The organism is Pseudoxanthomonas sp. 134C1 (assembly GCF_057773065.1).
This window is the reverse complement of record NZ_JBYMTH010000006.1, coordinates 25,054-48,105: the sequence shown is the minus strand read 5'-3', so window position 1 is coordinate 48,105 and position 23,052 is coordinate 25,054. Positions and strand designations below refer to the sequence as shown.

At 67.0% G+C, this 23,052-nt stretch carries 14 protein-coding genes; 12 read left to right on the top strand and 2 right to left on the bottom strand.

The features are described 5' to 3' along the window. Positions 1–2: 2 nt before the first annotated feature. Together AC3DEZ_RS12645 and AC3DEZ_RS12640 are read right to left on the bottom strand one after the other, a co-directional pair. Complete coding sequence (locus AC3DEZ_RS12645; protein ID WP_488388532.1) at positions 3–1,829, bottom strand: copper resistance system multicopper oxidase; 1,827 nt, start codon at positions 1,827–1,829, stop codon at positions 3–5. Positions 1,830–1,942: 113 nt separating this feature from the next. Next, positions 1,943–2,362: a CopL family metal-binding regulatory protein gene (locus AC3DEZ_RS12640; RefSeq protein ID WP_488388531.1), complete on the bottom strand. Its 420-nt coding sequence runs from the start codon at positions 2,360–2,362 to the stop codon at positions 1,943–1,945. A gap of 294 nt (positions 2,363–2,656) precedes the next feature. Between AC3DEZ_RS12640 and AC3DEZ_RS12635 the strand changes: the two genes are divergently transcribed. From AC3DEZ_RS12635 to AC3DEZ_RS12580, 12 genes are all read left to right on the top strand, one after another. Further along, entirely contained in the window at positions 2,657–3,646 is a 990-nt protein-coding gene (locus AC3DEZ_RS12635; protein ID WP_488388530.1) for a glucokinase, read from the top strand. A gap of 42 nt (positions 3,647–3,688) precedes the next feature. Next, positions 3,689–4,693, top strand: coding sequence for a glycosylasparaginase (locus tag AC3DEZ_RS12630; RefSeq protein ID WP_488388529.1), 1,005 nt, complete (start codon positions 3,689–3,691; stop codon positions 4,691–4,693). Beyond that, positions 4,690–5,433 (top strand): copper homeostasis protein CutC, encoded by a 744-nt coding sequence (locus tag AC3DEZ_RS12625; RefSeq protein ID WP_488388528.1) that lies wholly within the window; start codon positions 4,690–4,692, stop codon positions 5,431–5,433. Before AC3DEZ_RS12630 ends, AC3DEZ_RS12625 begins: the two co-directional genes overlap by 4 nt. A 359-nt stretch (positions 5,434–5,792) precedes the next feature. Continuing rightward, complete coding sequence (locus tag AC3DEZ_RS12620) at positions 5,793–8,750, top strand: TonB-dependent receptor plug domain-containing protein (RefSeq protein ID WP_488388527.1); 2,958 nt, start codon at positions 5,793–5,795, stop codon at positions 8,748–8,750. Positions 8,751–8,954: 204 nt separating this feature from the next. Beyond that, on the top strand, positions 8,955–11,417 hold the full coding sequence (locus AC3DEZ_RS12615) for a GH92 family glycosyl hydrolase (protein WP_488388526.1): 2,463 nt from the start codon (positions 8,955–8,957) through the stop codon (positions 11,415–11,417). A 115-nt stretch (positions 11,418–11,532) separates the two neighbouring features. After that, complete coding sequence (locus tag AC3DEZ_RS12610; protein WP_488388525.1) at positions 11,533–12,609, top strand: LacI family DNA-binding transcriptional regulator; 1,077 nt, start codon at positions 11,533–11,535, stop codon at positions 12,607–12,609. 59 nt (positions 12,610–12,668) lie between these two features. Further along, the gene (gene fucP / locus AC3DEZ_RS12605; RefSeq protein ID WP_488388524.1) at positions 12,669–13,976 is read left to right on the top strand and encodes an L-fucose:H+ symporter permease; all 1,308 of its coding nucleotides are present in this window, start codon (positions 12,669–12,671) and stop codon (positions 13,974–13,976) included. 7 nt (positions 13,977–13,983) lie between these two features. Then, complete coding sequence (locus AC3DEZ_RS12600) at positions 13,984–14,985, top strand: carbohydrate kinase family protein (RefSeq protein WP_488388523.1); 1,002 nt, start codon at positions 13,984–13,986, stop codon at positions 14,983–14,985. Continuing rightward, a complete protein-coding gene (locus tag AC3DEZ_RS12595) occupies positions 14,972–16,171 on the top strand; it encodes an AGE family epimerase/isomerase (RefSeq protein WP_488388522.1) in 1,200 nt (399 codons plus the stop codon). The genes AC3DEZ_RS12600 and AC3DEZ_RS12595 overlap by 14 nt, the downstream gene beginning before the upstream one ends. A 68-nt stretch (positions 16,172–16,239) precedes the next feature. Continuing rightward, the gene (locus tag AC3DEZ_RS12590; RefSeq protein ID WP_488388521.1) at positions 16,240–18,489 is read left to right on the top strand and encodes a family 20 glycosylhydrolase; all 2,250 of its coding nucleotides are present in this window, start codon (positions 16,240–16,242) and stop codon (positions 18,487–18,489) included. Between the two features lie 152 nt (positions 18,490–18,641). After that, entirely contained in the window at positions 18,642–21,326 is a 2,685-nt protein-coding gene (locus AC3DEZ_RS12585; protein WP_488388520.1) for a beta-mannosidase, read from the top strand. A 24-nt stretch (positions 21,327–21,350) separates the two neighbouring features. Further along, positions 21,351–22,844, top strand: a complete 1,494-nt coding sequence (locus AC3DEZ_RS12580; protein WP_488388519.1) for a glycoside hydrolase family 47 protein — start codon at positions 21,351–21,353, stop codon at positions 22,842–22,844. Positions 22,845–23,052 lie beyond the last annotated feature (208 nt).

Here is a 23,052-nt window from a genome sequence, read left to right as displayed (position 1 = left end):
GTTCATTCCTCCACCCGCACTTCCCGCATCATGCCGGCTTCCATGTGGTACAGCAGATGGCAGTGGAACGCCCAGCGGCCAAGCGCGTCGGCGCGTACCCGATAGGCGCGCCGGGTGCCGGGCGGCATGTCGATGGTGTGCTTGCGCAGGTGGAAGTTGCCCTGGTCGTCCTCCAGATCGCTCCACAGGCCATGCAGGTGGATCGGGTGCTGCATCATCGTGTCGTTGACCAGCACGATGCGCATGCGCTCGCCGTAGTTCAGGCGCAGCGGCTCGGCGCCGGCGAAGGGGATGCCGTTGAACGACCAGGCGAACTTCTCCATGTGCCCGGTGAGATGCAGTTCGATCTCGCGACCCGGATCGCGTCCATCCGGATCGTCGAACAGGCTCTTCATGTCGCCATAGGTCAGCACCTTGCGGCCGTTGTCGCGCAGGCCGATGCCGGGGTCGTCCAGCTTGGGCGAGGTGGCCGCGGTCTGCATGTCGATCAGCGGGTTGCCGGCTTCGCTGGGCGCATGCACCGGCGCCTTGCCGCCACCGGCGCCATGCGCGCCGTGGCCCATGCTCGCACCGCAGCCGCCTTCCATGCCCTTCTGCCCGGACATGTTCGCGCCGCAACCGCCTTCCATGCCCTTGTGGCCGCCCATGTCGTGACCGCCACCGCCCATGTCATGGCCCATGTCCGACATCGTCAGCAGCGGGCGCGGGTCGCGTGCCGGCACCGGTGCTTCCAGGCCCTGGCGCACGGCCAGCGTGCCGCGCGCATGGCCGGTGCGGCCCATGTCCTGGGCGAAGATGGTGAAGGCGTCCTGGCCGCTGGGCTCCACCAGCACGTCGAAGGTCTCGGCCACCGCGATGCGGAACTCGTCGACGGTGACCGGATGGATGTACAGGCCGTCGGCCGCGACCACGGTCATCTTCAACCCGGGAATGCGCACGTCGAAGTAGGTCATCGCCGAGCCGTTGATGAAACGCAGCAGCACCTTCTCGCCGGAGCGGAACAGTCCGGTCCAGTTGCCGGCGGGCGCGTTGCCGTTCATCAGGTAGGTGTAGGTGTGCGCGTTGATGTCGGAGATGTCCGAGGGCGTCATCCGCATGCGTCCCCACATGCCACGGTCGGACAGCGTCGCCGACCAACCGTCGCGGCGGACGTCGCGGGCGAAATCGCCGACCGTGCGCTGGTAGGTGTTGTCGTGCATCGGCATCTTCTTCATCCGCCGGAACAGCGCGGCCGGATCCAGATCGGTCCAGTCGGACAGCAGCACGACGTGCTCGCGATCGAAGCGGTAGGGCGGCGGCTCGGCCGGATCGATGACCAGCGCGCCGTAGAGGCCGGCCTGTTCCTGGAACATCGAATGGCTGTGGTACCAATAGGTGCCGGACTGCTTGAGCTGGAAGCGGTACTGGTAGGTTTCACCCGGCGCGATGCCGTCGAAACTCAGGCCCGGAACGCCATCCATGTTGGCCGGCAGCAGGATGCCGTGCCAGTGGATCGAACTGTGCGCGTCGGGCAGGCGATTGGCCACCCGCAGGGTCACGGTGTCGCCTTCGCGCCAGCGCAGGATCGGTGCGGGAAGACTGCCGTTGACGGTGATGGCCGGGCGGGGGCGGCCAGTGAAATTGACCGGCGAGGTACCGATGGCGAGATCGAAATCGGTGCCGGTCAACACCGGCGCCTGGTACATCGAATGTGCCGTGCTCGCCCATGCGGGCAACCGCGCGAGGCCAAAGCCGGCGGCAACGCCGCCAGCGGCCAGGCCGGTGACGAAGCGGCGCCGGGAAAGCTGGAATCCGGAGCCGGATCCCGCGCCGAAAGAATCGGAAGACATGAAAACTCCTGACGATATTCAAAGGCAGCCCGGGGTCGGGACTGCATGAAAGACGCGCGGGACGACGGCTGTGTCGTGGCGCGCGGAATATCCACGGCCCTGCGGGGCCGGATTCAGGCGATGGGAGGTCGCTGCGGGGAAGGAAGCGGCGGGGCCGGATGGCCCGTGGGCACCGGGCCAAGCGGATCGGCGCTGGCGCGCGGTCCGTTGCCCGTCCATGCGGCCGGCATCGTGGCGGGGGCCTGCTGGGCGCAGAAACCATCGCAATGGCCCGTGGAGCAGCAATCGGGCTGTCCATGGTCCTGGACGGGCGCCGGTTCGGGGGCGAACCGGGAACCGTCTATATCGTGGCAGGGCGCGGACATCGCCGGTTCGGCCATGGCCGTCATGGCGCAGTCATCCATCGCATGCCCGTGATGCGGCAGGTTGGCCTGGGCCAGATGCATCTGCAACGCGGCCACGGCGTTGCCCGTCCCCGAGACCAGCAGGGTGACGCTCAACACGATCCGCAGCAGCAGAGAGGGAAGGGACATGGCTGGCCGGTACTTTACCCGCGTCGCCGGTGAATGTGCAGCCGAATCCCGCGCCATACACGCGGGGATAAGCATTGGAGGCGGGTCCAGTCCGGCCGCGAACCGCTGGCGGATGCCTGCTAAAGTGAACGGGTGTTTTTCCGAGCGCCCGTGGAGTACGCCCCGGTATGGACCCGGCATCTTTCCAAACGCCTTGCGATGCCACAGAATCCAGGCGCTTGAATCGATCCAAACCAGGGCTAACGCGTGAATGCAGCAGCGGTACCGTACCCGGCCAATCCTGAAGTGCCGCAGATGACCCAAGCCACGCACGCGGCCCCCGGCCGGGAACTGATCGTCGCCGATGTCGGCGGCACTTTCGCCCGTCTGGCGCGGGTCGTGGTGGCGGCGGGCCGCGCACCGCAGATTCTTGCTTACCAGAAGTACGCCTGCGCGGATTACCCGGACCTGGCGTCAATCCTGCGGGCGTTCGCCGACGCCGAGCACGCCAGGACGGAGGCGGCCGTGGTGGCGATCGCCGGACTGCTGGACGGCGACACCCTGGTCAATGCCAACCTGCCGTGGCCGGTGTCGCTGGAGCGCACCCGGCAGGCGTCCGGGCTGGGCTCGCTGGCGCTGATCAACGATTTCGAGGCGGTCGCCTACGCGGTGCCCTACCTGCACGCCGACGGTCTGTCGCCGTTGAGCGGCGATCATCCGCACACCTTCCATTGGCCGGCGCTGGTGCTCGGTCCGGGCACCGGACTCGGCGCCGCGCTGCGTTTCGAGGGCGGCACGCGGCCGGTGCTGGCCAGCGAGTTCGGTCACGCGGCGCTGGCGCCGGGCAATGCGCTGGAGATGGAAGTCCTGGCGCTGCTGATGAAGCGCTGGCCGCACGTGGACAACGAGCGTGTGCTGTCCGGCAGCGGACTGATGAACCTGTATCCCTGCCTGTGCGAAATCCGCGGCGCGGTGCCGCGCTGGCAGACCCCGGAACAATTGATCGCGGCCGCGCAGGCGGGCGATGACGCGCTCGCGGTGGAAACCCTGGAGGTGTTCTGCGGCTGGCTGGGCAGCCTGACCGGCGATCTGGCGATCGCCTTCGGCGCCAAGGCGGTCTACCTGGCCGGTGGCATCTCCGGCCATATCGAACAGTTCCTGCGCAAGGGCGCGTTCCGCGAGCGCTATCTCAACAAGGGCGTACTCGGTCACGTGCTGCGGCACGTGCCGGTGTGGCGGGTCGATCACGGCCAGCTCGGCGTGATGGGCGCGGCCGCGTGGTACGCCTCGCACCACCTGGATTGAACCGACAAGGCGCGATGCGCGCCCATCCCGAGGGAGGATCCGATGACTGATCGCAGGCAGTTCCTGCAGGCCGGCCTGTTGGCCGCCGGCGCCCTGTCCATGCCCGCCGTGCGCGCGGGCGCCGCTTCCACGACCGGCGCGCGGGTGGTGTCCACCTGGGATTTCGGTGTGCCCGCCAACCAGGCGGCCTGGCCGGTGCTGGCCCGTGGCGGCAACGCGCTGGACGCGGTGGAAACCGGGGCGCGCTGGGCCGAGAGCGATCTGTGCAATCCCACGGTCGGCCATTGCGGCAATCCGGATCGCGACGGCGTGCTGACCCTGGACGCCAGCATCATGGATGGCGACGGACGCTGTGGCGCGGTTGCCGCGCTGGAAGACATCCTGCATCCGATTTCGGTGGCGCGGCGTGTCATGGAGAAGACCCCGCACGTGATGCTGGTGGGCGAGGGTGCCCAGCAATTCGCGATCGCCGAGGGCTTCGAGAAAAAACGCCTGCTCACGGCGCAGGCCGAGAAGGCCTGGCGCGAGTGGCTGAAGACCGCCGAGTACAAGCCGGAGATCAACGCCGAACGGCGTGGCCAGCCCGGCAACAAGGACAACCACGACACCATCGGCATGCTCGCCATCGATGCGCAGGGCCGTCTGGCCGGCGCCTGCACCACCAGCGGCATGGCCTGGAAGATGCACGGCCGGGTCGGCGACAGTCCGATCATCGGCGCGGGGCTCTACGTCGACAACGAAGTCGGCGCCGCCACCGCCTCGGGCGTGGGCGAGGAAATGATCCGCAACGCCGCCAGCTTCCTGGTGGTGGAACTGATGCGCCAGGGGCGCTCGCCGATGGATGCCTGCCGTGAAGCCATCGACCGGGTGGTGCGCAAGCGTCCCGAAGCCAGCAGGAACCTGCAGGTCTGCTTCCTGGCGCTCAACAAGCACGGCGAGGTCGGCGCGTTCGCGCTGCATCGCGGCTTCGTCTACGCGGTGTGCGACGCCGGCAAGCGCGACGATCTGCGCGAATCCGGTTCGGTCTACACCACCACCCAGTCATGAGCGACTTTCCCAACGGCCTCGTGCTGGAAATCGCCGCCAACTCGCACCTGTCGGCATTGGCCGCGCAGGCCGGCGGCGCGGACCGGATCGAACTGTGCGAGAACCTGGGCGAGGGCGGAACCACCCCGTCCTACGGCACCCTGGCGATGACCCGGGATAAGCTTTCGATTCCGATCTTCGTGTTGATCCGGCCGCGCGCGGGCGACTTCCTCTACGACGCCCGCGAAACCGAGGTGATGCTGCGCGATATCGCGGCCTGCCGGCAGTTGGGTTGCGACGGCGTGGTCATCGGCGCGCTGGATTCCACCGGCACCATCGACCTGCCGCTGTGCCGCGAGCTGGTGGCGGCGGCGTCCGGCATGCAGGTGACCTTTCACCGTGCGTTCGACGCCGTGCGTGACCCCGTGCAGGCGCTGGAGTCCATCATCGCCCTGGGGTGCCACCGGGTGCTGACGTCCGGCGCACAGGCCGATGCGGTGCAGGGCGCCCTGGCCATCGCGGGATTCGTGCGGCAGGCCGCCGGTCGGCTGTCGATCCTGGCGGGCGCGGGGCTCACTCCCGGCAACGTTTCGGGTCTCATCGAGGCCACGGGCGTTTCCGAAGTGCATGCCTCGGCGAAGGTGTGGCGGCCCTCCGCGATGGCGTTCCGCAACCCCGCCCTGACCGGGCTGGAGTACGACCGCCAGGAGACCGATCCGGCGATCGTGGCCGCGTTCCGGCAGGCGCTGGCCACACGTTGAGGCTCCGGCGGAGCGGGCGGTGGCCGGGCTGGGCCATCGCCGCCGCCACGTCAGCGGTCGCTTTTAGCGCAGTTCCTTCATGCCTCCGTCATGAAGCTGTGGCAGCACCCCGAATGGGGGGCCTGCAACATTTTGATTTGAAACATTTATTTCGATTCAAATCTGACCGGTTCGCGGATTGTTGCGGTGCGGAATGCGGCTTGTGTTCACCCATGCTTAATTTGGATCGATCCAGAGCGCGCGGAAGAATCGATTAGACCGATTCAAACGCGGGATTAAATCGAAAGAAAACTTCTGGACACGTCCCACTGCTGTCTCACACACCCACACGCAACACCACCCACCGAGTAATCAGCAAAATGGCTCAGTCCCACCGCTATCGTCGCAACATCCTGAGCAGCGCGTTGCTGCTGGCGATGCTTCCCGCACTGTCCGTGGCCGCCCAGGAGGCCGCACCCGAGTCCACCAAGGAACTCGACACCGTCACCGTCACCGGCTCGCGCATCAAGCGCGCCCAGGTGGAAGGCCCGGCGCCGGTCAACATCATCAGCGCCGACCAGATCAAGAAAGAAGGCTTCGTCACCGTCTACGACGTGCTCACCACCCTGACCGAGGCCACCGGCACGGTCGAAGCCGATTCGCAGTGGGGATCCCATACCCCGAACGCCAGCGGCCTGAACCTGCGCGGCATGGGGCCGAACCGCACGCTGCTGCTGGTCAACGGCCGCCGTGTCGCCGATTACCCGCTGCCGTACAACGGCGAAACCAATTTCTCCAACTACAGCAACATTCCCGCGGCCGCAGTCGAGCGCGTGGAAGTGCTGACCGGTGGCGCGTCCGCGATTTACGGTTCCGACGCGATCGCCGGCGTGGTCAACATCATCCTGAAGACGAACTACGACGGCGACGAGTTCCGCATCCGTGGCGGTTCCTCGACCGAAGGTGGCCGCGATACCTGGGATCTGTCCTGGGCGGGCGGCAAGACCGGCCAGCAATGGAGCGTGACCTACGCCCTGCAGTACAACAAGCGCGATCCGCTGTTCGGTCGTGACCGTCCCGAGATGGACGACAACTCGGATGCGCCGCACTCTTCCTGGAACATGGAGCAGCGCAAGGTCGGCTTCCGTCCGAACACCGGTCTGGCACTGATCGATGCCGGCAGCGGCACCCGTCTGGCTCCACCGACGGGCACCTGCGACAAGTTCGGGGGCGAGTACTACACCGCCGACCGTCTGGTCTACAACTACGGCACCAACACCGTCACCAATACCGGCCAGTTGTGCGGCATGAGCGCGGACTACGCCAACTGGCTGCTTACCAGCGGTTCGGAGAATCTCTCCGGCAATCTGTATGGCACATGGGACTTCGGCAACGGCCTGCAGGCATGGTCGAACCTGGCAGTGTTCCATTCCGAAGCGCTCTGGGGCACCGCGCCGCCGAGCGTGTACCTGGTCGACGATGCCAATGGCTACTTCATCGACCAGCCGTCCGGTCGTGCGCTGATTGGCTCGCGCCAGCTCACTCCGAATGAAGTGGGCGGCCTGGATACATTGCGCAACACCAACCAGGAATTGTCGTGGGACTGGAGCGCCGGCCTGCGGGGCACCTTTGCCGATCGCTTCGACTGGAACGCCTCCATCGGCCGCTCCTACTACCGCGTGGAAGAGCGGCAGAACGTGGTGGACGAGCAGAAGTCGTATGACTACTTCCTTGGCCCGCGCCTGGGCACCACGCCCGATGGCGAAGCCATCTACGATCTGAACGAAGAGCGTTGGTGGAATCCAATCACCCCGGACGCGTACCGACAGTTCGGTACGGTGGCCGTCAACAAGGCGGCGTCCTGGGTCAATCAGGCATCGTTCGATGTATCCGGCGATCTGTTTGAAGGCTGGGCGGGTCCGATTGGATTCGCGGCGGTCGTGGAAGCCGCCCAGCAGGGCTATACGCTGAACCCGGATGCCCGCGCCGGCATCGACTTCGATTTGCAGAACGTGGATCGCGGCGGCGGCGAACGTACCCGCTACTCGGCGGGCGTTGAATTCAAGGTGCCGCTGTTGAGTTCGCTGACCGCCACCGCAGCCGCGCGCTACGATCGCTACGGTAGCTACAAGGCCTACAACAACGATGCTGGTCTGAACGTCGGTTCGCAGAAGGAAACCACCTGGAATCTGGGCATGGAGTGGCGTCCGCTGGACAACCTGCTGGTGCGTGGTTCCTACGCGACCAGCTTCCACGCGCCCGACATGCACTACCTGCTGGGCCAGCCCAGCAGCGCGGCGGTCACCACCACCGATCGTCTGACCTGCATCCAGAGCGGCGCCTACCAGACCAACAACTGTGGCGTCGGCAATCCGGACGTCTGGTACACCTTCGACATCAATCGTCGCGGCACACCGTTCCTGAAGCCGGAAACCGGCGAGTCGTGGACGGTCGGTTTCGTCTGGGATCCGATGCAGAATCTGTCGTTCTCGGCGGACTACTGGATGATCAAGCTGGAAGAGATGATCGTCGACGTCGGCGCCGATGAAATCCTGGCGGCCGAAGCAGGCTGCCGTACCGGCATGAACATGGATGGCACGCCGTGGTCGAATCCGGCCGGCGCCGAGTACTGCCAGGGCATCTACGACCGTGTGACGCGCGTCGATGGCCGCCTGGTCTCGATCGAGCGGGGTCCGTTCAACCTGGCCCAGCGCACCGTCAAGGGCGTGGACGTGACCGGTCGCTACCGTCTGGACACCGACAACTGGGGCAATTTCCAGTTCGGCTTCAACTACACCAACCAGTTGTCGACCAAGGAACAGCGCTACGAGAACGATCCGAACCCGGAGCGTCGTGACCGCGACCTGCGCAGCAAGCTGCGTGCGAGCGTGGCCTGGCAGCGCGGGAACTGGAACGCCAACGTCTACGCCGACCGCGTGGGCTCGGTGCCCGGCGTGCGCTACCACTGGGGCACGGATCGCCTGAGCAACCCCGGCGGCTGCCTGCCGTTCGCGGATGGCTACGTGCCCAGCGACAACCCGTCGCTGAACTGCCACGAGCCGGCCACGCTGCCGAACGGCCAGCCGAATCCGAACCCGAACGCCGGTCAGTCCACCAAGCGTTACTACGGACGCGTCGGACCGTTCATCACCTGGAATTTCAATGTCGGCTATCGCATCAGCGAGCACGCCAAGCTGAACTTCTATGTGAACAACGCTTTCAACGCGGCCAGCTGGAACCACAAGGATCCGTACAAGCTCGACTACGACTTCGCGCCGACCCGCCTGTTGAGCGCGGTGGGCCGTGAGGTCGCGATGGAATACGTGTTCACGTTCTAAGCAGGACCCCGGGATCTCTCCCGTCCTCCGGGACGGCCCGGGCAAGTCGGCCCGGCTTCGGCCGGGCCAGTTTTACCGCTCCAGCAACCGTATGACGCGTCATACAATCCGGTGGCATCGCCTTCCCGAAGGCGATGCCGCATGGAATCCGGGAGCTCCAACCCGCGGTCGCGAGACCGCATGCATACAAGGCAATCAGACCGCATGGCACCGACGTCCCGAGTCCCGATTTCCCCGCGTTTCCGCACGGCCTCGCTGGCCTTTGCGGGTCTCCTGGCGCTGGCGGCGCCGCTGGTCCAGGCCGCTCCGGCAGTGGACGCGGTGCGCGAGGTGAACACCTTCATCGGCAGCAAGGACGACGGCAACACCTTCCCCGGCGCCTCGGCGCCGTTCGGCCTGATCCAGGTCAGCCCGATCGGTGAGCACTACACGGGCTGGCGTTACGACGACCCCAAGATTCGTGGCTTCGGCCATTCGTTCCTGTCCGGCGCCGGTTGCTGGGAGCAGGGCGGCCAGGTCTCGGTCCTGCCGGTCACCGGCACCATCGGCCCGGGCGGCGACTTCGACACGAAGGATCCCAAGCGTTTCAATCACAAGACCTATGCCTCCCGCTATAGCCATGACGGCGAAGTGGGGCAGGCGGGCTATTACAAGGTGCGCCTGCTCGACTACGGCGGCATCGACGCCGAGGCGACCGCGCTGACCCGCGCGGCGGCCGAGCGCTATACCTTCTCCGCCGGCGCCAATGAAGGCCATGTGCTGGTCAACGTCGCGCAGGCCAACGAGCGCCATTCGGTGATCGGCAGCACCGTCGACGTGGTCGGCGATCGGGTGGTGGAAGGCAAGCTGGTCACCCGCAGCTTCTGCGGCGGCCACCAGTACACCACCTGGTTCCGCATCGAGTTCGATCGGCCGTTCAAAGCGTTCGGTACCTGGGGCGAGACCGGTGGCCTGCCGGGCGCGCGTCACAGCATGGAAGGCGAGGCCAAGCTCAACGGCGCCTGGCTGAGCTTCGACACGAGCAAGGGCAAGGCGGTCACCGCGATCAGCGCGATCTCGCACGTCGACGCCGAAGGCGCGCGCAACAACCTGCGCAGCGATGGCATGCGCGGTGGCAAGCTGCTCGGCTTCGACCAGATGCGCAAGCAGGCGCAGGACACCTGGCGCGAGGAACTGGCCAGCGTGCGCGTGCAGGGCGGCAACCCGGATGACCGCACGGTGTTCTACACCGCGCTGTACCACGCGCTGCTGCAACCGCTGACCGGCAGCGACGCCGATGGCCGCTATCGCGGCTACGACGAGCAGATCCACCGCGCCGACGGCTGGACCTACTACGAATACTTCTCGCTGTGGGACACTTACCGCTCGCAGAACCAGCTGCTGGCGATGCTGCGCCCCGGGCGCGCGCGCGACATCGGCCGTTCGCTGCTGGCGATCCACGAGCAGGGTGGCTGGCTGCCGCGCTGGGGCTATGCCAACTTCGAGACCAACGTGATGACCGGCGATCCGGTCACCCCGTTCATGGTCGATCTGTGGCGCTTCGGCGCGCTCAAGGGCGTCGAGAAGCAGGCCTACGCGGCGCTGCGCCAGAACGCGTTCGAGATGCCGCCGACCAACTCGCGCCATGCCGGTCGTTCGGGCAACGCCAGCTACCTGGCCAATGGTTTCGTCCAGTACGACCGCGCCTGGCCGTCCAAGGGCATGGATGTGGATCCGCACCACGGCGGTTCGGCCACGCTGGAGTACGCGCTGGCCGATTGCTCGCTGGCGCAGATGGCCGATGGCCTCGGTCTGGGCGGGGACGTGGCGGTGCTGCGCGAGCGCGGCCGCAACTGGCGCAAGGTGTGGGATGCCGGCGTGCGCGACGAGGAGGCCGGCTTCGAGGGCTTCCCGCGTCCGCGCATGGAGGGCGGCAGCTGGTACGTGCCGGCCGACGGTCATTACAGCCCGCGCTCGCACCACGGTTTCCACGAAGGCACCGCCTGGCAGTACCAGTGGCTGGCGCAGCAGGACGTGCCGGGCCTGGTCGAGGCGATGCATGGTGTCGAGCAGGCCGGCAAGCGCCTGGACATGTTCTTCGCCTACGACGCGCTGGTGAAGGACCCGCTGCACGCGGCGCGCAAGGAGTGGGTGGTCGGTCCGTACAGCTACTACAACCAGTACCGCTACAACCCCAACAACGAACCCGATCTGCACGCGCCGTGGATGTACACGCTGATCGGCCAGCCGTGGAAGACCACCACCGTGCTGCGCGCGGCCCAGCAATTGTTCACCAACGCGCCCAACGGCGTCACCGGCAACGATGACCTCGGCACGATGTCGGCGTGGTACCTGTTCAGTGCCATGGGCCTGTATCCGGCCGTGCCCGGCACCGGCCAGTTCCTGCTGCATGCGCCGCGCTTCAGCCGGGTCGAGATGGATCTGGGCCAGGGCCGCACCCTGCGCATCGACGCCCCCGGCGCCGATGGCCGCAGGCTGCAGTATGTGGACGGCGTGCGCGTGGATGGACAGGCGCATGCGCCGGTCTGGCTGGACTGGAATCGCCTGCAGCAGGGCGGCCGCATCGAGTACGCGCTGACCGCCACCCCGCCGACCACCGGCTGGGGCACCCGCGCGGGTGATCTGCCGGTGTCGTTCTGCGCCGTTCCGTCCGCGGGAGCGCAGTGAGTTGCGCCATGTCCGCCGCCGCGCCGGCTCTCTCTCCCACCGGTCCGGCGGCCGGCATGGCATTTTCCCCCGCGTGATCGTTTAGGCTTGCGGCTTCCCGGGACGTTACGAACAGATGAAAGACAAAGCCAGCGCGACAGGGAAAGGCACCCGTGCAGGGGCGGGCCGCAAGGCCGGCCGCCGGGCCGTCACGGTCACCGATATCGCCAACGCGATCGGAGTCTCGCGCGCGACCGTATCGCTGGTGCTGCGCGGCAGTCCGCTGGTGCATGCGGATACCCGGGCGCGGGTCGAGGCCGAACTGCGTCGCCAGCGATATGTCTACAACCGGGGCGCGGCCAACCTGCGCCGGCAGACGTCTTCCAGCGTCGCGCTGGTCATCAATGATCTCTCAAACCCGTTCTTCGCCGAATTCGCGGCCGGCGTGGACGAGGCCCTGGGCGCGCGCGGCTACGTGACCCTGCTGGGCAGCACCGCCGAGTCGCCCGAACGCCAGCAGGCCGTGCTGTCCACGCTGATGGAGCACATGCCCGCCGGCCTGATCCTGTCGCCGGCCGAAGGCAGCGACAGCACGCAACTGCGGCAGGTGCTGGGCGCGCACGGCAACGTGCTGCTGTTCAACCGCGAACTGGACGGCGCCGACTGGGACTTCCTGGCCCTGGACAATCAGCGTGGCGCCTACATGGCGACCCAGCACCTGATCGGGCTGGGCCATCGACGCATCGCGTTCTTTGGCGGCCACGCCGATTCGTCTTCCTGCCGGCAACGCCGCGCGGGCTACGCGCAGGCGATGCGGGAAGCCGGCCTGGCCGTCGAGGATGGCCGGATGATCGAGTCCGCGCCCAACCGCCTGGAAGCCGCGTCGCGCACCGGTGAACTGTTCGCCAGCGAACCGGCCCCGACCGCGGCGGTCTGCTACAACGACACCGTCGCGCTCGGCCTGATGCTCGGTCTGGCGTCGCGGGGCATCCATGCCGGGCGCGATTTCGCGGTCACCGGTTTCGACGATATTTCCGAGGCCGCGGTGACCACGCCGCCGCTGACCACGCTGGCGGTCAATCCGCGCGAGCGGGGCCGGCAGGCCGCCGAACTGCTGCTGCGCCGGCTCGGTGAACCCGAAGCGCCGCCGCAGCGCACCACCGCATCGGTGGAACTGCGCATCCGCGAGAGCAGCGGGGCGCCGCACCCATGATCCTGGCGCACCCGATGTCTTCCTTCTTCGTACCAACCGCACCCTGAGGCGAGCCCCGCATGGCCTTTGCTCCGACACCCCAGCCCCGGACCTCCGCCGGCGCCCCCGCGGTCAACACCCGCGTGGCCCTGGCCGTGGTCACCACGATCTTCTTCATGTGGGGCTTCCTGACCTGCCTCAACGACATCCTCATCCCGCACCTGAAGGCGGTGTTCGAACTGAACTACGCGCGCGCCATGCTCGTGCAGTTCACCTTCTTCGGGGCGTACTTCCTGATGTCGCTCCCGGCCGGCCGGCTGGTCGCGCACCTGGGCTACAAGAAGGGAATCGTCGCTGGCCTGGTGATCGCCGGCATCGGCGCGCTGGGTTTCTGGCCGGCGGCCGAACTGCGCATCTATGAAGCCTTCCTCGGGGCGCTGTTCGTGCTGGCCACCGGCATCACGGTGCTGCAGGTGGCGGCCAATCCGTATGTCGCGCTGCTGGGACCGGAGCAGACCAGCTCCAGCCGCTTGACCCTGGCGCAGGCGTTGAATTCGCTGGGTACGGCGATTGCGCCGATCTTCGGTGGCCTGCTCATTCTGGGCAACACGGTCAAGAGCGCCGATCAGATCGCGGCCATGCCTGAAGCCGAGCAACTGGCTTACCGCGTCCAGGAAGCCCAGGCCGTGCAGGGCCCCTATGTGGGTCTGGGCATCGCGCTGTTCCTGCTGGCGGTGTTCGTGTTCCTGTTCCGCCTGCCGGCATTGACCGAATCCACCGAACAGGCGGATCCGGTCAAACACACGCTGGGCGAGGCGCTGCGTCATCGCCACGTGCTGTACGGTGTGCTTGGCATCTTCTTCTACGTCGGCGCCGAGGTGGCGATCGGCAGCTTCCTGGTCAATTACCTGTCGATGCCGAACATCGGCGGCTTCACCGAACAGGAAGCCACCCACTACGTCGCCGCTTACTGGACCATGGCGATGATCGGCCGTTTCGTCGGCTCGGCGATCATGGTCAAATTCTCGCCGCGCAAGCTGCTGGCGATCTTCGCCACGGTGAATGTCGTTCTGCTGGCCATGACCATGCTGACCGAGGGCCAGGTTGCCGTGTACAGCGTGGTGGCCACGGGCCTGTTCAATTCGATCATGTTCCCGACCATCTTCGCGCTGGGCATCGAGCGTCTGGGACCGCTGACCGGCAAGGCCTCGAGCCTGCTGATCATGGCGATCGTCGGCGGTGCGATCATTCCGTACCTGCAAGGCGTACTGGCCGACAACATCGGTCTGCATCACGCCTTCATCCTGCCGCTGCTCTGCTACGGCTACATCATCTTCTACGGCCTCTCGGGTTCCCGCCCGGACGCCTCGGCGGCCAAGGGAGCGTAGGGCCAAAATGTCGAAGATCGTTTGTTTCGGCGAGGTTTTGATCGATCTACTCGCCCAGCCGCCGGCCACGCCGGATACCCCGCGCGCCTTCCTGCAATACGCGGGCGGCGCTCCCGCCAATGTGGCGGTGGCCGCGGCGCGACTGGGGGCGGACACCCATTTCGCCGGCATGCTCGGCGAGGACATGTTCGGCGACTTCCTGCGCGACAGCCTGGAATCGGCCGGTGTGGCCACCGATTGCGTCGTGCGCACCGGCGAGGCCAAGACCGCGCTGGCCTTCGTCGCCCTGGACGCGGCGGGCGAACGCAGCTTCAGTTTCTACCGGCCGCCGGCGGCCGACCTGCTGTTCCGGACCGAGCATTTCCAGCCGAACTGTTTCAACGGCACCGGCAGCTTCCATGTCTGTTCCAACAGCCTGACCGAACCGACCATCGCCGAAACCACCTTCAATGGCATGCTGCGCGCACGCGCGGCCGGCGCGGTGGTCAGCCTGGATCTGAACCTGCGTCCGGCGCTGTGGCCGGCCGGCGTGGATCCGGCTCCGCGGTTGTGGGAAGCACTGGGCAACGCGGATCTGGTGAAGCTGTCGCAGGAAGAGCTCGACTACCTGGCGCGCCCGATGGGCGGTGGCGGGGAAGGCGAAACCAAGGTGCGCGAACGCCTGTTCGAAGGCCAGGCGCAGTTGCTGATCATCACCGATGGCGCCGCGCCGATCCGCTGGTTCACCCGCGAGGCCGAGGGACAGGTGACCAGCTTCCGGGTCGAGACGCGTGACACCACCGCGGCCGGCGACGCCTTCGTCGGCGGCCTGCTGTTCCGGCTGGGCGAGCGGGGCGGGGATGGTGCCGGCTTCACCGCGTTCTGCCGTGATCGCGCGGCGATCGAGGACACCCTCCGCTTCGGCGCCGCGGTCGGCGCGCTGGCGGTGACCCGCAAGGGCGCCTTCGCCGCCATGCCGGCCCTGGCCGAAGTCCAACAACTGCTGCAGGACCAACATGAGCACGCCTGACATCGCGCCGGATTTCCGGTCGCCCGCGTTCCTGCGCGAACACATCGCGCAGACCATGGCCTTCTACCATCCGCGCGCCATCGATCCGGCCGGCGGCTTCTTCCATTACTTCCGCGACGACGGCAGCGTCTACGACGCCGGCCATCGCCACCTGGTCAGCAGCACGCGTTTCGTCTTCAACTACGCGATGGCGTTCCGCGAGTTCGGCAATTCCGAATACCTGGACGCGGTGAAGCACGGCCTGCGCTACCTGCGCGAGGTGCACCGCAATCCGGCCACCGGCGGTTACGCGTGGACGCTGCGCGACGGTGTCGTCGAGGACGACATGAACCACTGTTACGGCGTGGCCTTCGTCCTGCTGGCATATTCCTGCGGCGTGAAGGCCGGGGTGGAGGAAGCGCGGGGCTGGATGGACGAAACCTGGAACCTGCTGGAGCAGCGCTTCTGGGAACCGGAATACGGCCTGTACAAGGACGAAGCCGACGCGCAGTGGAACTTCACCGGCTACCGCGGCCAGAACGCCAACATGCACATGTGCGAGGCGATGCTGGCGGCGTTCGAGGCCACCGGCGAGCGCCGCTACGTCGAACGCGCCCTGCAACTGGCCGACCACATGACCCGCCGCCAGGCCGCCAAGGCCGACGGTCTGGTGTGGGAACACTACGACACCCGGTGGAACATCGACTGGGACTACAACCGCGACAATCCCAAGCACCTGTTCCGCCCGTGGGGATTCCAGCCGGGCCATCAGACGGAGTGGGCCAAGCTGCTGATGATCCTGGATCGCCATGTCGAAGCCGACTGGCTGGTGCCGACCGCGCGCCATCTGTTCGATGTCGCGGTGGCGCGTTCCTGGGACGAGGCACGCGGGGGGCTCTACTACGGCTTCGCGCCGGATGGCTCCGTCTGCGACGACGACAAGTATTTCTGGGTGCAGGCCGAATCGCTGGCCGCCGCCGCGCTGCTGGCGCAGGGCACCGGCGATGCGTCCTACTGGCAGTGGTATGACCGCCTGTGGGACTACGCCTGGAAGCATTTCGTCGATCACCGCTACGGCGCGTGGTACCGCATCCTGGATGCGGACAACCGCAAGTACAGCGACGAGAAGAGTCCGGCCGGCAAGACGGACTACCACACCATGGGTGCCTGCCATGAGGTACTGAACGTGGTGCGCCCGCGCGGCTGAGCCGGGTCACCACACCGAGCGAGGAGGGAAGGGCTTTGCACGGAACACACGCGTCAAATTTTGGATCGATGCAACGTTGGCTGGCGGCAGGACTGACCCTGCTGGCTTCGGGATTCGCGCACGCGCAGGCATCGGGGCCCTCGCTGGTGCCGTTGCCGGCATCGATCAAACCGGAAACCGGAACCTTCGTGCTGTCGCCGTCCACGCGACTGTGCGCGGAGGGCAGGGATTCGCAGGCGAATGCCGAACTGCTCAATGCCTGGCTGCGCGAGCGGCAGGGTTGGGCGCTGCGTGATTGCGGCAAGGCATCGATGGAGACCGACGATGTGATCCGGCTGGCATCCGCCGGCAAGGGCATCGCGGCCGAGGCCTACCAGCTGCACGTGCAACCGCGGGGCGTCAACCTGCGCGGCGACGCCGCCGGCCAGTTCTACGGGGTGCAGACGCTGATGCAACTGCTGCCCATCGAGCGCGCGCAACGCCTGGAAGTGCCCGCGCAAAGCATCGAGGACGCGCCGCGCTTCGCCTATCGCGGCATGCACCTGGACGTGGCCCGCCACCGGTTCCCGGTCGCGCTCATCAAGCAGACGCTCGATCGGATGGCGCACTACAAGCTCAACCGTTTCCATTGGCATCTCACCGACGACCAGGGTTGGCGCATCGAGATCAAGCGCTATCCGCGCCTGACGGAGGTGGGTGGACAGCGCAGGGAAACCGACGGCGACGGCACGCCCTATGGTGGCTTCTACACCCAGGACGAGGTGCGCGACGTGGTCGCCTATGCGGCCAAACTGCACATCACGGTGATTCCGGAAATCGAGATGCCGGGCCATGCGCTGGCCGCGCTGGCCGCCTATCCGGAACTGGGCTGTACGCCGGGACCGTTCGAGACCGGCACCACCTGGGGCGTGTTCGACGACATCTTCTGTCCGACCGAGCCGACGTTCAAGTTTCTGGAGAACGTGCTGGACGAGGTCATCCCGCTGTTCCCGGCGCCGTACGTGCACATCGGCGGCGATGAGGCGCCGAAGACGCGCTGGCAGCAGAGCGCGGCGGCGCAGGAGGTGATCCGCCGCGAAGGTCTGAAGGACGAACACGAACTGCAGAGCTGGTTCATCCGCCGCATCGAGCGCTTCCTGCATTCGCGCGGCAAGCGGTTGATCGGCTGGGACGAAATCCTTGAAGGCGGGCTGGCCCCGGACGCGACCGTGATGTCGTGGCGTGGCGAAGCCGGCGGGATCGCGGCTGCGCGCCACGGCAACGACGTGATCATGACGCCGACCCGCTGCTGCTATTTCGACTACGGGCAGGGACCGAAGGACAGCGAGTTGTGGCAGAAGGGCGGCGAACTGCCGATCGAGACGGTCTACGCCTACGACCCGGTGCCGGTCGAGCTGGAAGCGGACAAGCGCCATCACATCCTCGGTGTGCAGGCCAACGTGTGGACCGAACGCATTCCCCGTGAGGAAGTGCTCGAGTACATGGTCTTTCCACGCCTGCTGGCGCTGGCCGAGATCGCGTGGACGCCGCAGGCGAAGCGCGATTTCGACGCCTTCGATCGGCGCCTGTCCGGGCAGTATCCGCGCCTGGCGCAGGCGGGCGTCGGTTTCCGCATCCCGGCGCCGTGGGGGTTGCGCGACGGCCTGGCGGTGGAACAGGACCAGTACACGCTGGACCTGCGGCCGCGCGTGCCCGGCAGTCGCATCCACTACACCCTGGACGGCAGCGTCCCGACCACCGCCTCGCCGCAGGCGACCGGGCCGGCCAGCGTCACCGTGCCGGCCGATGGCGCGGTCACGGTGCGCACGCTGACGATCACCGCCGACGGCCGCGAGAGCGCGATCCATCGGGCGACCCTGCGCAATCGCCGCTACAAGCCGGCGCAGCCCGAGCCGACCGACGCCCGCGAGGCCGGCGTGTCGTACCGCTACTACGAAGGCACCTTCGATCGCTTCGCCGAGATGGAAGCGGCCAAGCCGGTGCGCAGTGGCAGCGCGCAGGCGTTCGACTGGCGCGGCTACGGCCGGCACGAGCATTTCGGCCTGGTCTTCGAGGGCTGGCTGCACGTGCCCGAGGACGGGCTGTACCGCTTCCGCGCGCAGGCCGACGACGCGTCCGCGCTGTACATCGACGGCGAGGCGGTGGTGCGCAACGAGACCTACGACCAGCCGGTGGAAGGCAGCGTGCCGCTGCGCCGGGGCTGGCATCGCCTGCGACTGGACTTCTACCAGCGTTCGGGCGATATCGGCCTGGGATTGAGCTGGGCGAAGGGCGACGCGTCGCTGAAACCGCTGGACGCGACGCAGCTGCGGCATTGAATCGGGAGGTCCGGCCGGATCCGGGGCACCGGATCGCGGGCGGATGCAAAGGTTCCCGCATCACGCGTGCGTGGCGGGAACAGCGCAGGGTCAGGCCGCGCGGGTTCCGTCATGGCAAGGAACCGCGTCGGTCAAAGAGGAGGAGCGAGTTCATGAGAGTCCACCGTATCGCCGCTGTCGTTCCCGCCTGGTTGCGGGTGGCGTTCTGCCTCGGCTGGTTGCTGCTGGCCGCGACAGCTGTCGCGCGGCCCGCCGCGCAATCGCAGGCGGTCACCGCCGATTGGCGCTTCCGCCTGCTGCCCGGCGATGCCCAGCTCCCGGCGCATCCGCAGGCCGCCGCATGGGCGAAGGCCGCGGTGCCGGGTACGGTCCATACCGATCTGTTCGCCAACGGCGTGATTCCGGATCCCTATGTCGGCGCGCCGGAAGCCGGACTGCAATGGATCGGCCTCGCCGACTGGGAGTACCTGGGCCGCTTCGACGTCGATGCCGCCACCTTGGCGCGCCCGCATGCCGAACTGGTGTTCGAGGGGCTGGACACGTTCGCCGAGGTCGAGCTCAACGGCCAGCCGCTGCTGAAGGCGGACAACAGCCACCGCACCTGGCGCGCACGCGTGGATGGCCGCCTGAAGGCGAGCGGCAATGAACTGCGGGTGGTGTTCCGTTCGCCGATCCGCACGCTGCTGCCGAAGGTGCAGGCGATGCCGCACAAGATCGCCGGCAACTATCCTTCGCCCCATGGCGACGAGCCGAAGGACGCGATGGTCGGCAACTTCGTGCGCAAGCCCGGTTATCACTTCGGCTGGGACTGGGGTCCGCGCTACGTGACCGCCGGCATCTGGCGGCCGATCCGGCTGGAGAGCTGGAATGATCTGCGCATCACCGATCTGGCGGTACGCACCGATGCGCTGGACGAGCGACAGGCACGGCTGTCGGTGCTGGTGGAAGTGGATGCCGCCCGCGCCACCTCCGCCGACGTGGAAATCGAAGTGCGGGATCCGGAGGGGCGTCGCGTCGACATCCTGCGTCGCAAGGCCGCGCTGACCGCCGGTGTCCAGCCGGTGACGGTGGAAGTGAGCCTGCCCAAACCGCGTCGCTGGTGGCCGGTCGGCTACGGCGAACAGGCGCGCTATACCTTCCGCGCCACCGTGAAGGCCAAGGGCGGGCAGGCGAGCAGCGAGCGCCGCACCGGCCTGCGCACGATCGTACTCAAGCGCGACGTCGACGCGGACGGGCAAGGCCAGGGCTTCGCCTTCGTGATCAACGGTGTGCCGGTGTTCGCCAAGGGCGCCAACGTCATTCCGTTCGACGCCTTCCCGCCGCGTGCAGACGAGAAGCGCCTGCGGGTGGCGCTGACCGCAGCGCGCGACGCCAACATGAACATGCTGCGCAACTGGGGCGGCGGTTACTACGAGGATGATGTGTTCTTCGAGATCGCCGACGAGCTCGGTCTGCTGGTCTGGCAGGACTTCATGTTCGGCGGCGGCATGCAGCCCGGTTACGACCCGGTGTTCCGCGCCAACGTGGTGGCCGAGGCGCGCGACAACATCCGCCGTCTGCGCCACCACCCCAGCATCGTGCTGTGGTGCGGCAACAACGAGGAAGAGACGGCGTGGAAGGACTGGGGCCACCGCAAGCAACTGGTCGCGGCGGATCCGGTGTTCGCCGACAAGGTCTGGCAAGGCTACGTCGCGCTGTTCGGACAGGACCTGCGCCAGGTGGTGGGCGAGCAGGGGCTGGGCGTGCCGTACTGGTCCAGCTCGCCCAGCAACGATCTGGACGAGAAGGCCAACGATTCGCGCAAGGGCGACAAACACTACTGGGACGTCTGGGCCGGTTCCAAGCCGGTGCAGGCTTACCTGGATGAAACCCCGCGCTTCATGTCGGAGTTCGGCCTGCAGGCGTGGCCGGACATGCGCACGATCGCCAGCTTCGCCAAGCCGGAAGAGCAGGCGGTCGACAGTCCGGTGATCAAGGCGCACCAGAAGTTCCTGGCCGGGGAGGGCAATACCCGCCTGTCGCTGTACATCGAACGCGAGTACGGCAAGCCGCGCGATTTCCCCGGCTTCGTCTACCTGAGCCGGGTGATGCAGGCCGACGGCATCGAACTGGCCGCGCTGCATCACCGCGCCTCGCGGCCGTACACGATGGGGTCGCTGTATTGGCAGCTCAACGATGTATGGCCGGGCGCGTCGTGGTCGAGCGTGGATTTCCACGGACGCTGGAAGCCGCTGAACTTCCACGCGCGCCGCTTCTTCGCGCCGCTGGCGATCGCGGCACTGCGCAAGGAGGGCGTGACCCGGTTGTCGCTGCTGTCCGACCTGACCATGCAGACGGACGCCGAATGGCGCCTGCGGGTGATGGATTTCGATGGCCGCGTGCTGAAGGAACGCCGCCAGCCGGCCACGCTCGCGGCGCTGGCGGCCACGCCGGCCGGCGAGTTCCGCGACGCCGAACTGCTGGACGGCGCGGATCCCGCGCGCACCTTCGCGGTGTTCGATCTGGTTCGCGGCGGCGAGACGGTTTCGCGCGGACTGGTCTACTTCACCGCGCCGAAGGATCTGCGTCTGCCGGCGCCGCGCATCGACACCGACCTGGCCGCCGACGGCGACGGCGACGGCGACGGTTATCGCCTGACCCTGCGTTCGCCGGTGTTCGTGCGTGCGCTGTGGCTGGACTTCGGCGATCTCGACGCGACGTTGTCCGACAACGCGCTGGATCTGCTGCCGGGCGAAGCCGTCAGCCTGCGCGTGTCTTCGAAGACCGACGCGGCGGCGCTGCGCAAGGCGCTGACCCTGCAATCCCTCGCCGATGCGATGTCCGCGCCGGCCCCCTGACGTTTTCCGCAAAGAGGAACTCCCATGCACGACGTATCGAACCCGACGAATTCCCTCCGTCGCGCCCTGCGTGGCCAGCGCCTGGCTGGCGCGGTGGTGATGGCATTGACCCTGGTGGCCGGCACCGCCTGCAGCCGGAAACCGGCGGCCGAAACGGCCGCACCCGCGGCAACCGAAGCGCCGGCACCGGCGGCGAAGGCCGCGAATGCGGAAGTGCCGGCGGTGGACGAGGCCGAGGCCGCGCGCCTGGCCGAACAGGTCAAGGCCGAGACCCGCCACGCCTGGCAGGGCTACATGCAGTTCGCCAAGGGGCACGATGATCTGAAGCCGATCAGCGGCCAGCCGCGCGACTGGTACGAGAAGTCGCTGCTGATGTCGCCGGTCGATGCGCTGGACACGCTGATCCTGCTGGGCCTGGACAAGGAAGCGGCGGAAGCACGCGAACTGATCGCCACCCAGCTCTCGTTCGATCACGACATGTACGTGCAGAACTTCGAGATCACCATCCGCCTGCTGGGCGGGTTGATATCCGGCTACCAGCTCAGCGGCGACGAGCGCCTGCTCAAGCTGGCCGAGGATCTGGGCAAGCGCCTGCTGCCGGTGTTCGAGAGCAAGACCGGGCTGCCGTACACCCACGTCAACCTGCGCACCGGCAAGGTCCGCGGCACCGTGAGCAATCCGGCCGAGACCGGCACCTTGCTGATCGAGTTCGGCGCGCTGAGCAAGCTGACCGGCAACCCGATCTATTACGACAAGGCCAAGCGTGCGCTGACCGAGACCTTCAATCGCCGTTCCAGGATCGGCCTGGTCGGTCTGAACATCGACGTCGAGACCGGCGAGTGGACCAACCCGACCAGCCACATCGCCGGTGGCATCGATTCGTACTACGAGTACCTGTTCAAATGCTGGAAGCTGTTCGGCGATGCCGACTGCAAACGCATGTGGGACGAAAGCATCGGTCCGATCAATCAATACCTCGCCGATGAAGTGCGCGAGGGCGAGCTGTGGTACGGCTACACCGACATGAATACCGGCAAGCGCACCCAGACCACCTACGGTGCGCTGGACGCGTTCATGCCGGGCCTGCTCGCGTTCGGCGGTGACCTGGAGCGCGCCAAGCGCCTGCAGGAATCCGGCCTGAAGATGTGGCGTCTGCACGGCATCGAGCCGGAGGCGATCGACTACGCCAAGATGGAAGTCACTTCGCCGGGCTATCCGCTGCGCCCGGAGATCGTCGAGTCGGCGTACTACCTGCATCACTACACCGGCGACGCGCGCTACCGCGGCATGGGCAAGGAGTTCTTCGAGGACTTCGTGCGCCACACCCGCACCGAGCACGGCTTCGCCGCGCTGAAGGACGTACGCAGCAAGGAGAAGAACGACTCGATGGAGAGCTTCCTGTTCGCCGAGACCTTCAAGTACTACTACCTGCTGTTCGCGCCCAAGACCGCGCTGGACTTCGACGCGGTGGTGTTCAACACCGAGGCCCATCCGATCCGGAAGACCTGGAAGGATTGAGTCCGGCCCCATCGCGGTGCCGAACGGAATGCCCGTCCCCAGGACGGGCATTTTGTTTGGGTGACATCCGCCACGGCGTTGTCCATGGAGAGATTGAGAGAGTATTCGAGAGCCTTTGGCGCCGTGCCCCGAGGAACAGGCGATCGGCAACCGTTCTCACTACGAATCCGATATGCTGCAAGCGTAATCAAGATCACGAAATCCAGGC

Excerpts from the sequence above, each read along its gene's own strand:
- AC3DEZ_RS12645 (WP_488388532.1), bottom strand. The coding sequence starts at position 1,829 with ATGTCTTCCGATTCTTTCGGCGCGGGATCCGGCTCCGGATTCCAGCTT.
- AC3DEZ_RS12640 (WP_488388531.1), bottom strand. The coding sequence starts at position 2,362 with ATGTCCCTTCCCTCTCTGCTGCTGCGGATCGTGTTGAGCGTCACCCTG.
- AC3DEZ_RS12635 (WP_488388530.1), top strand. The coding sequence starts at position 2,657 with ATGACCCAAGCCACGCACGCGGCCCCCGGCCGGGAACTGATCGTCGCC.
- AC3DEZ_RS12630 (WP_488388529.1), top strand. The coding sequence starts at position 3,689 with ATGACTGATCGCAGGCAGTTCCTGCAGGCCGGCCTGTTGGCCGCCGGC.
- AC3DEZ_RS12625 (WP_488388528.1), top strand. The coding sequence starts at position 4,690 with ATGAGCGACTTTCCCAACGGCCTCGTGCTGGAAATCGCCGCCAACTCG.
- AC3DEZ_RS12620 (WP_488388527.1), top strand. The coding sequence starts at position 5,793 with ATGGCTCAGTCCCACCGCTATCGTCGCAACATCCTGAGCAGCGCGTTG.
- AC3DEZ_RS12615 (WP_488388526.1), top strand. The coding sequence starts at position 8,955 with ATGGCACCGACGTCCCGAGTCCCGATTTCCCCGCGTTTCCGCACGGCC.
- AC3DEZ_RS12610 (WP_488388525.1), top strand. The coding sequence starts at position 11,533 with ATGAAAGACAAAGCCAGCGCGACAGGGAAAGGCACCCGTGCAGGGGCG.
- fucP (WP_488388524.1), top strand. The coding sequence starts at position 12,669 with ATGGCCTTTGCTCCGACACCCCAGCCCCGGACCTCCGCCGGCGCCCCC.
- AC3DEZ_RS12600 (WP_488388523.1), top strand. The coding sequence starts at position 13,984 with ATGTCGAAGATCGTTTGTTTCGGCGAGGTTTTGATCGATCTACTCGCC.
- AC3DEZ_RS12595 (WP_488388522.1), top strand. The coding sequence starts at position 14,972 with ATGAGCACGCCTGACATCGCGCCGGATTTCCGGTCGCCCGCGTTCCTG.
- AC3DEZ_RS12590 (WP_488388521.1), top strand. The coding sequence starts at position 16,240 with ATGCAACGTTGGCTGGCGGCAGGACTGACCCTGCTGGCTTCGGGATTC.
- AC3DEZ_RS12585 (WP_488388520.1), top strand. The coding sequence starts at position 18,642 with ATGAGAGTCCACCGTATCGCCGCTGTCGTTCCCGCCTGGTTGCGGGTG.
- AC3DEZ_RS12580 (WP_488388519.1), top strand. The coding sequence starts at position 21,351 with ATGCACGACGTATCGAACCCGACGAATTCCCTCCGTCGCGCCCTGCGT.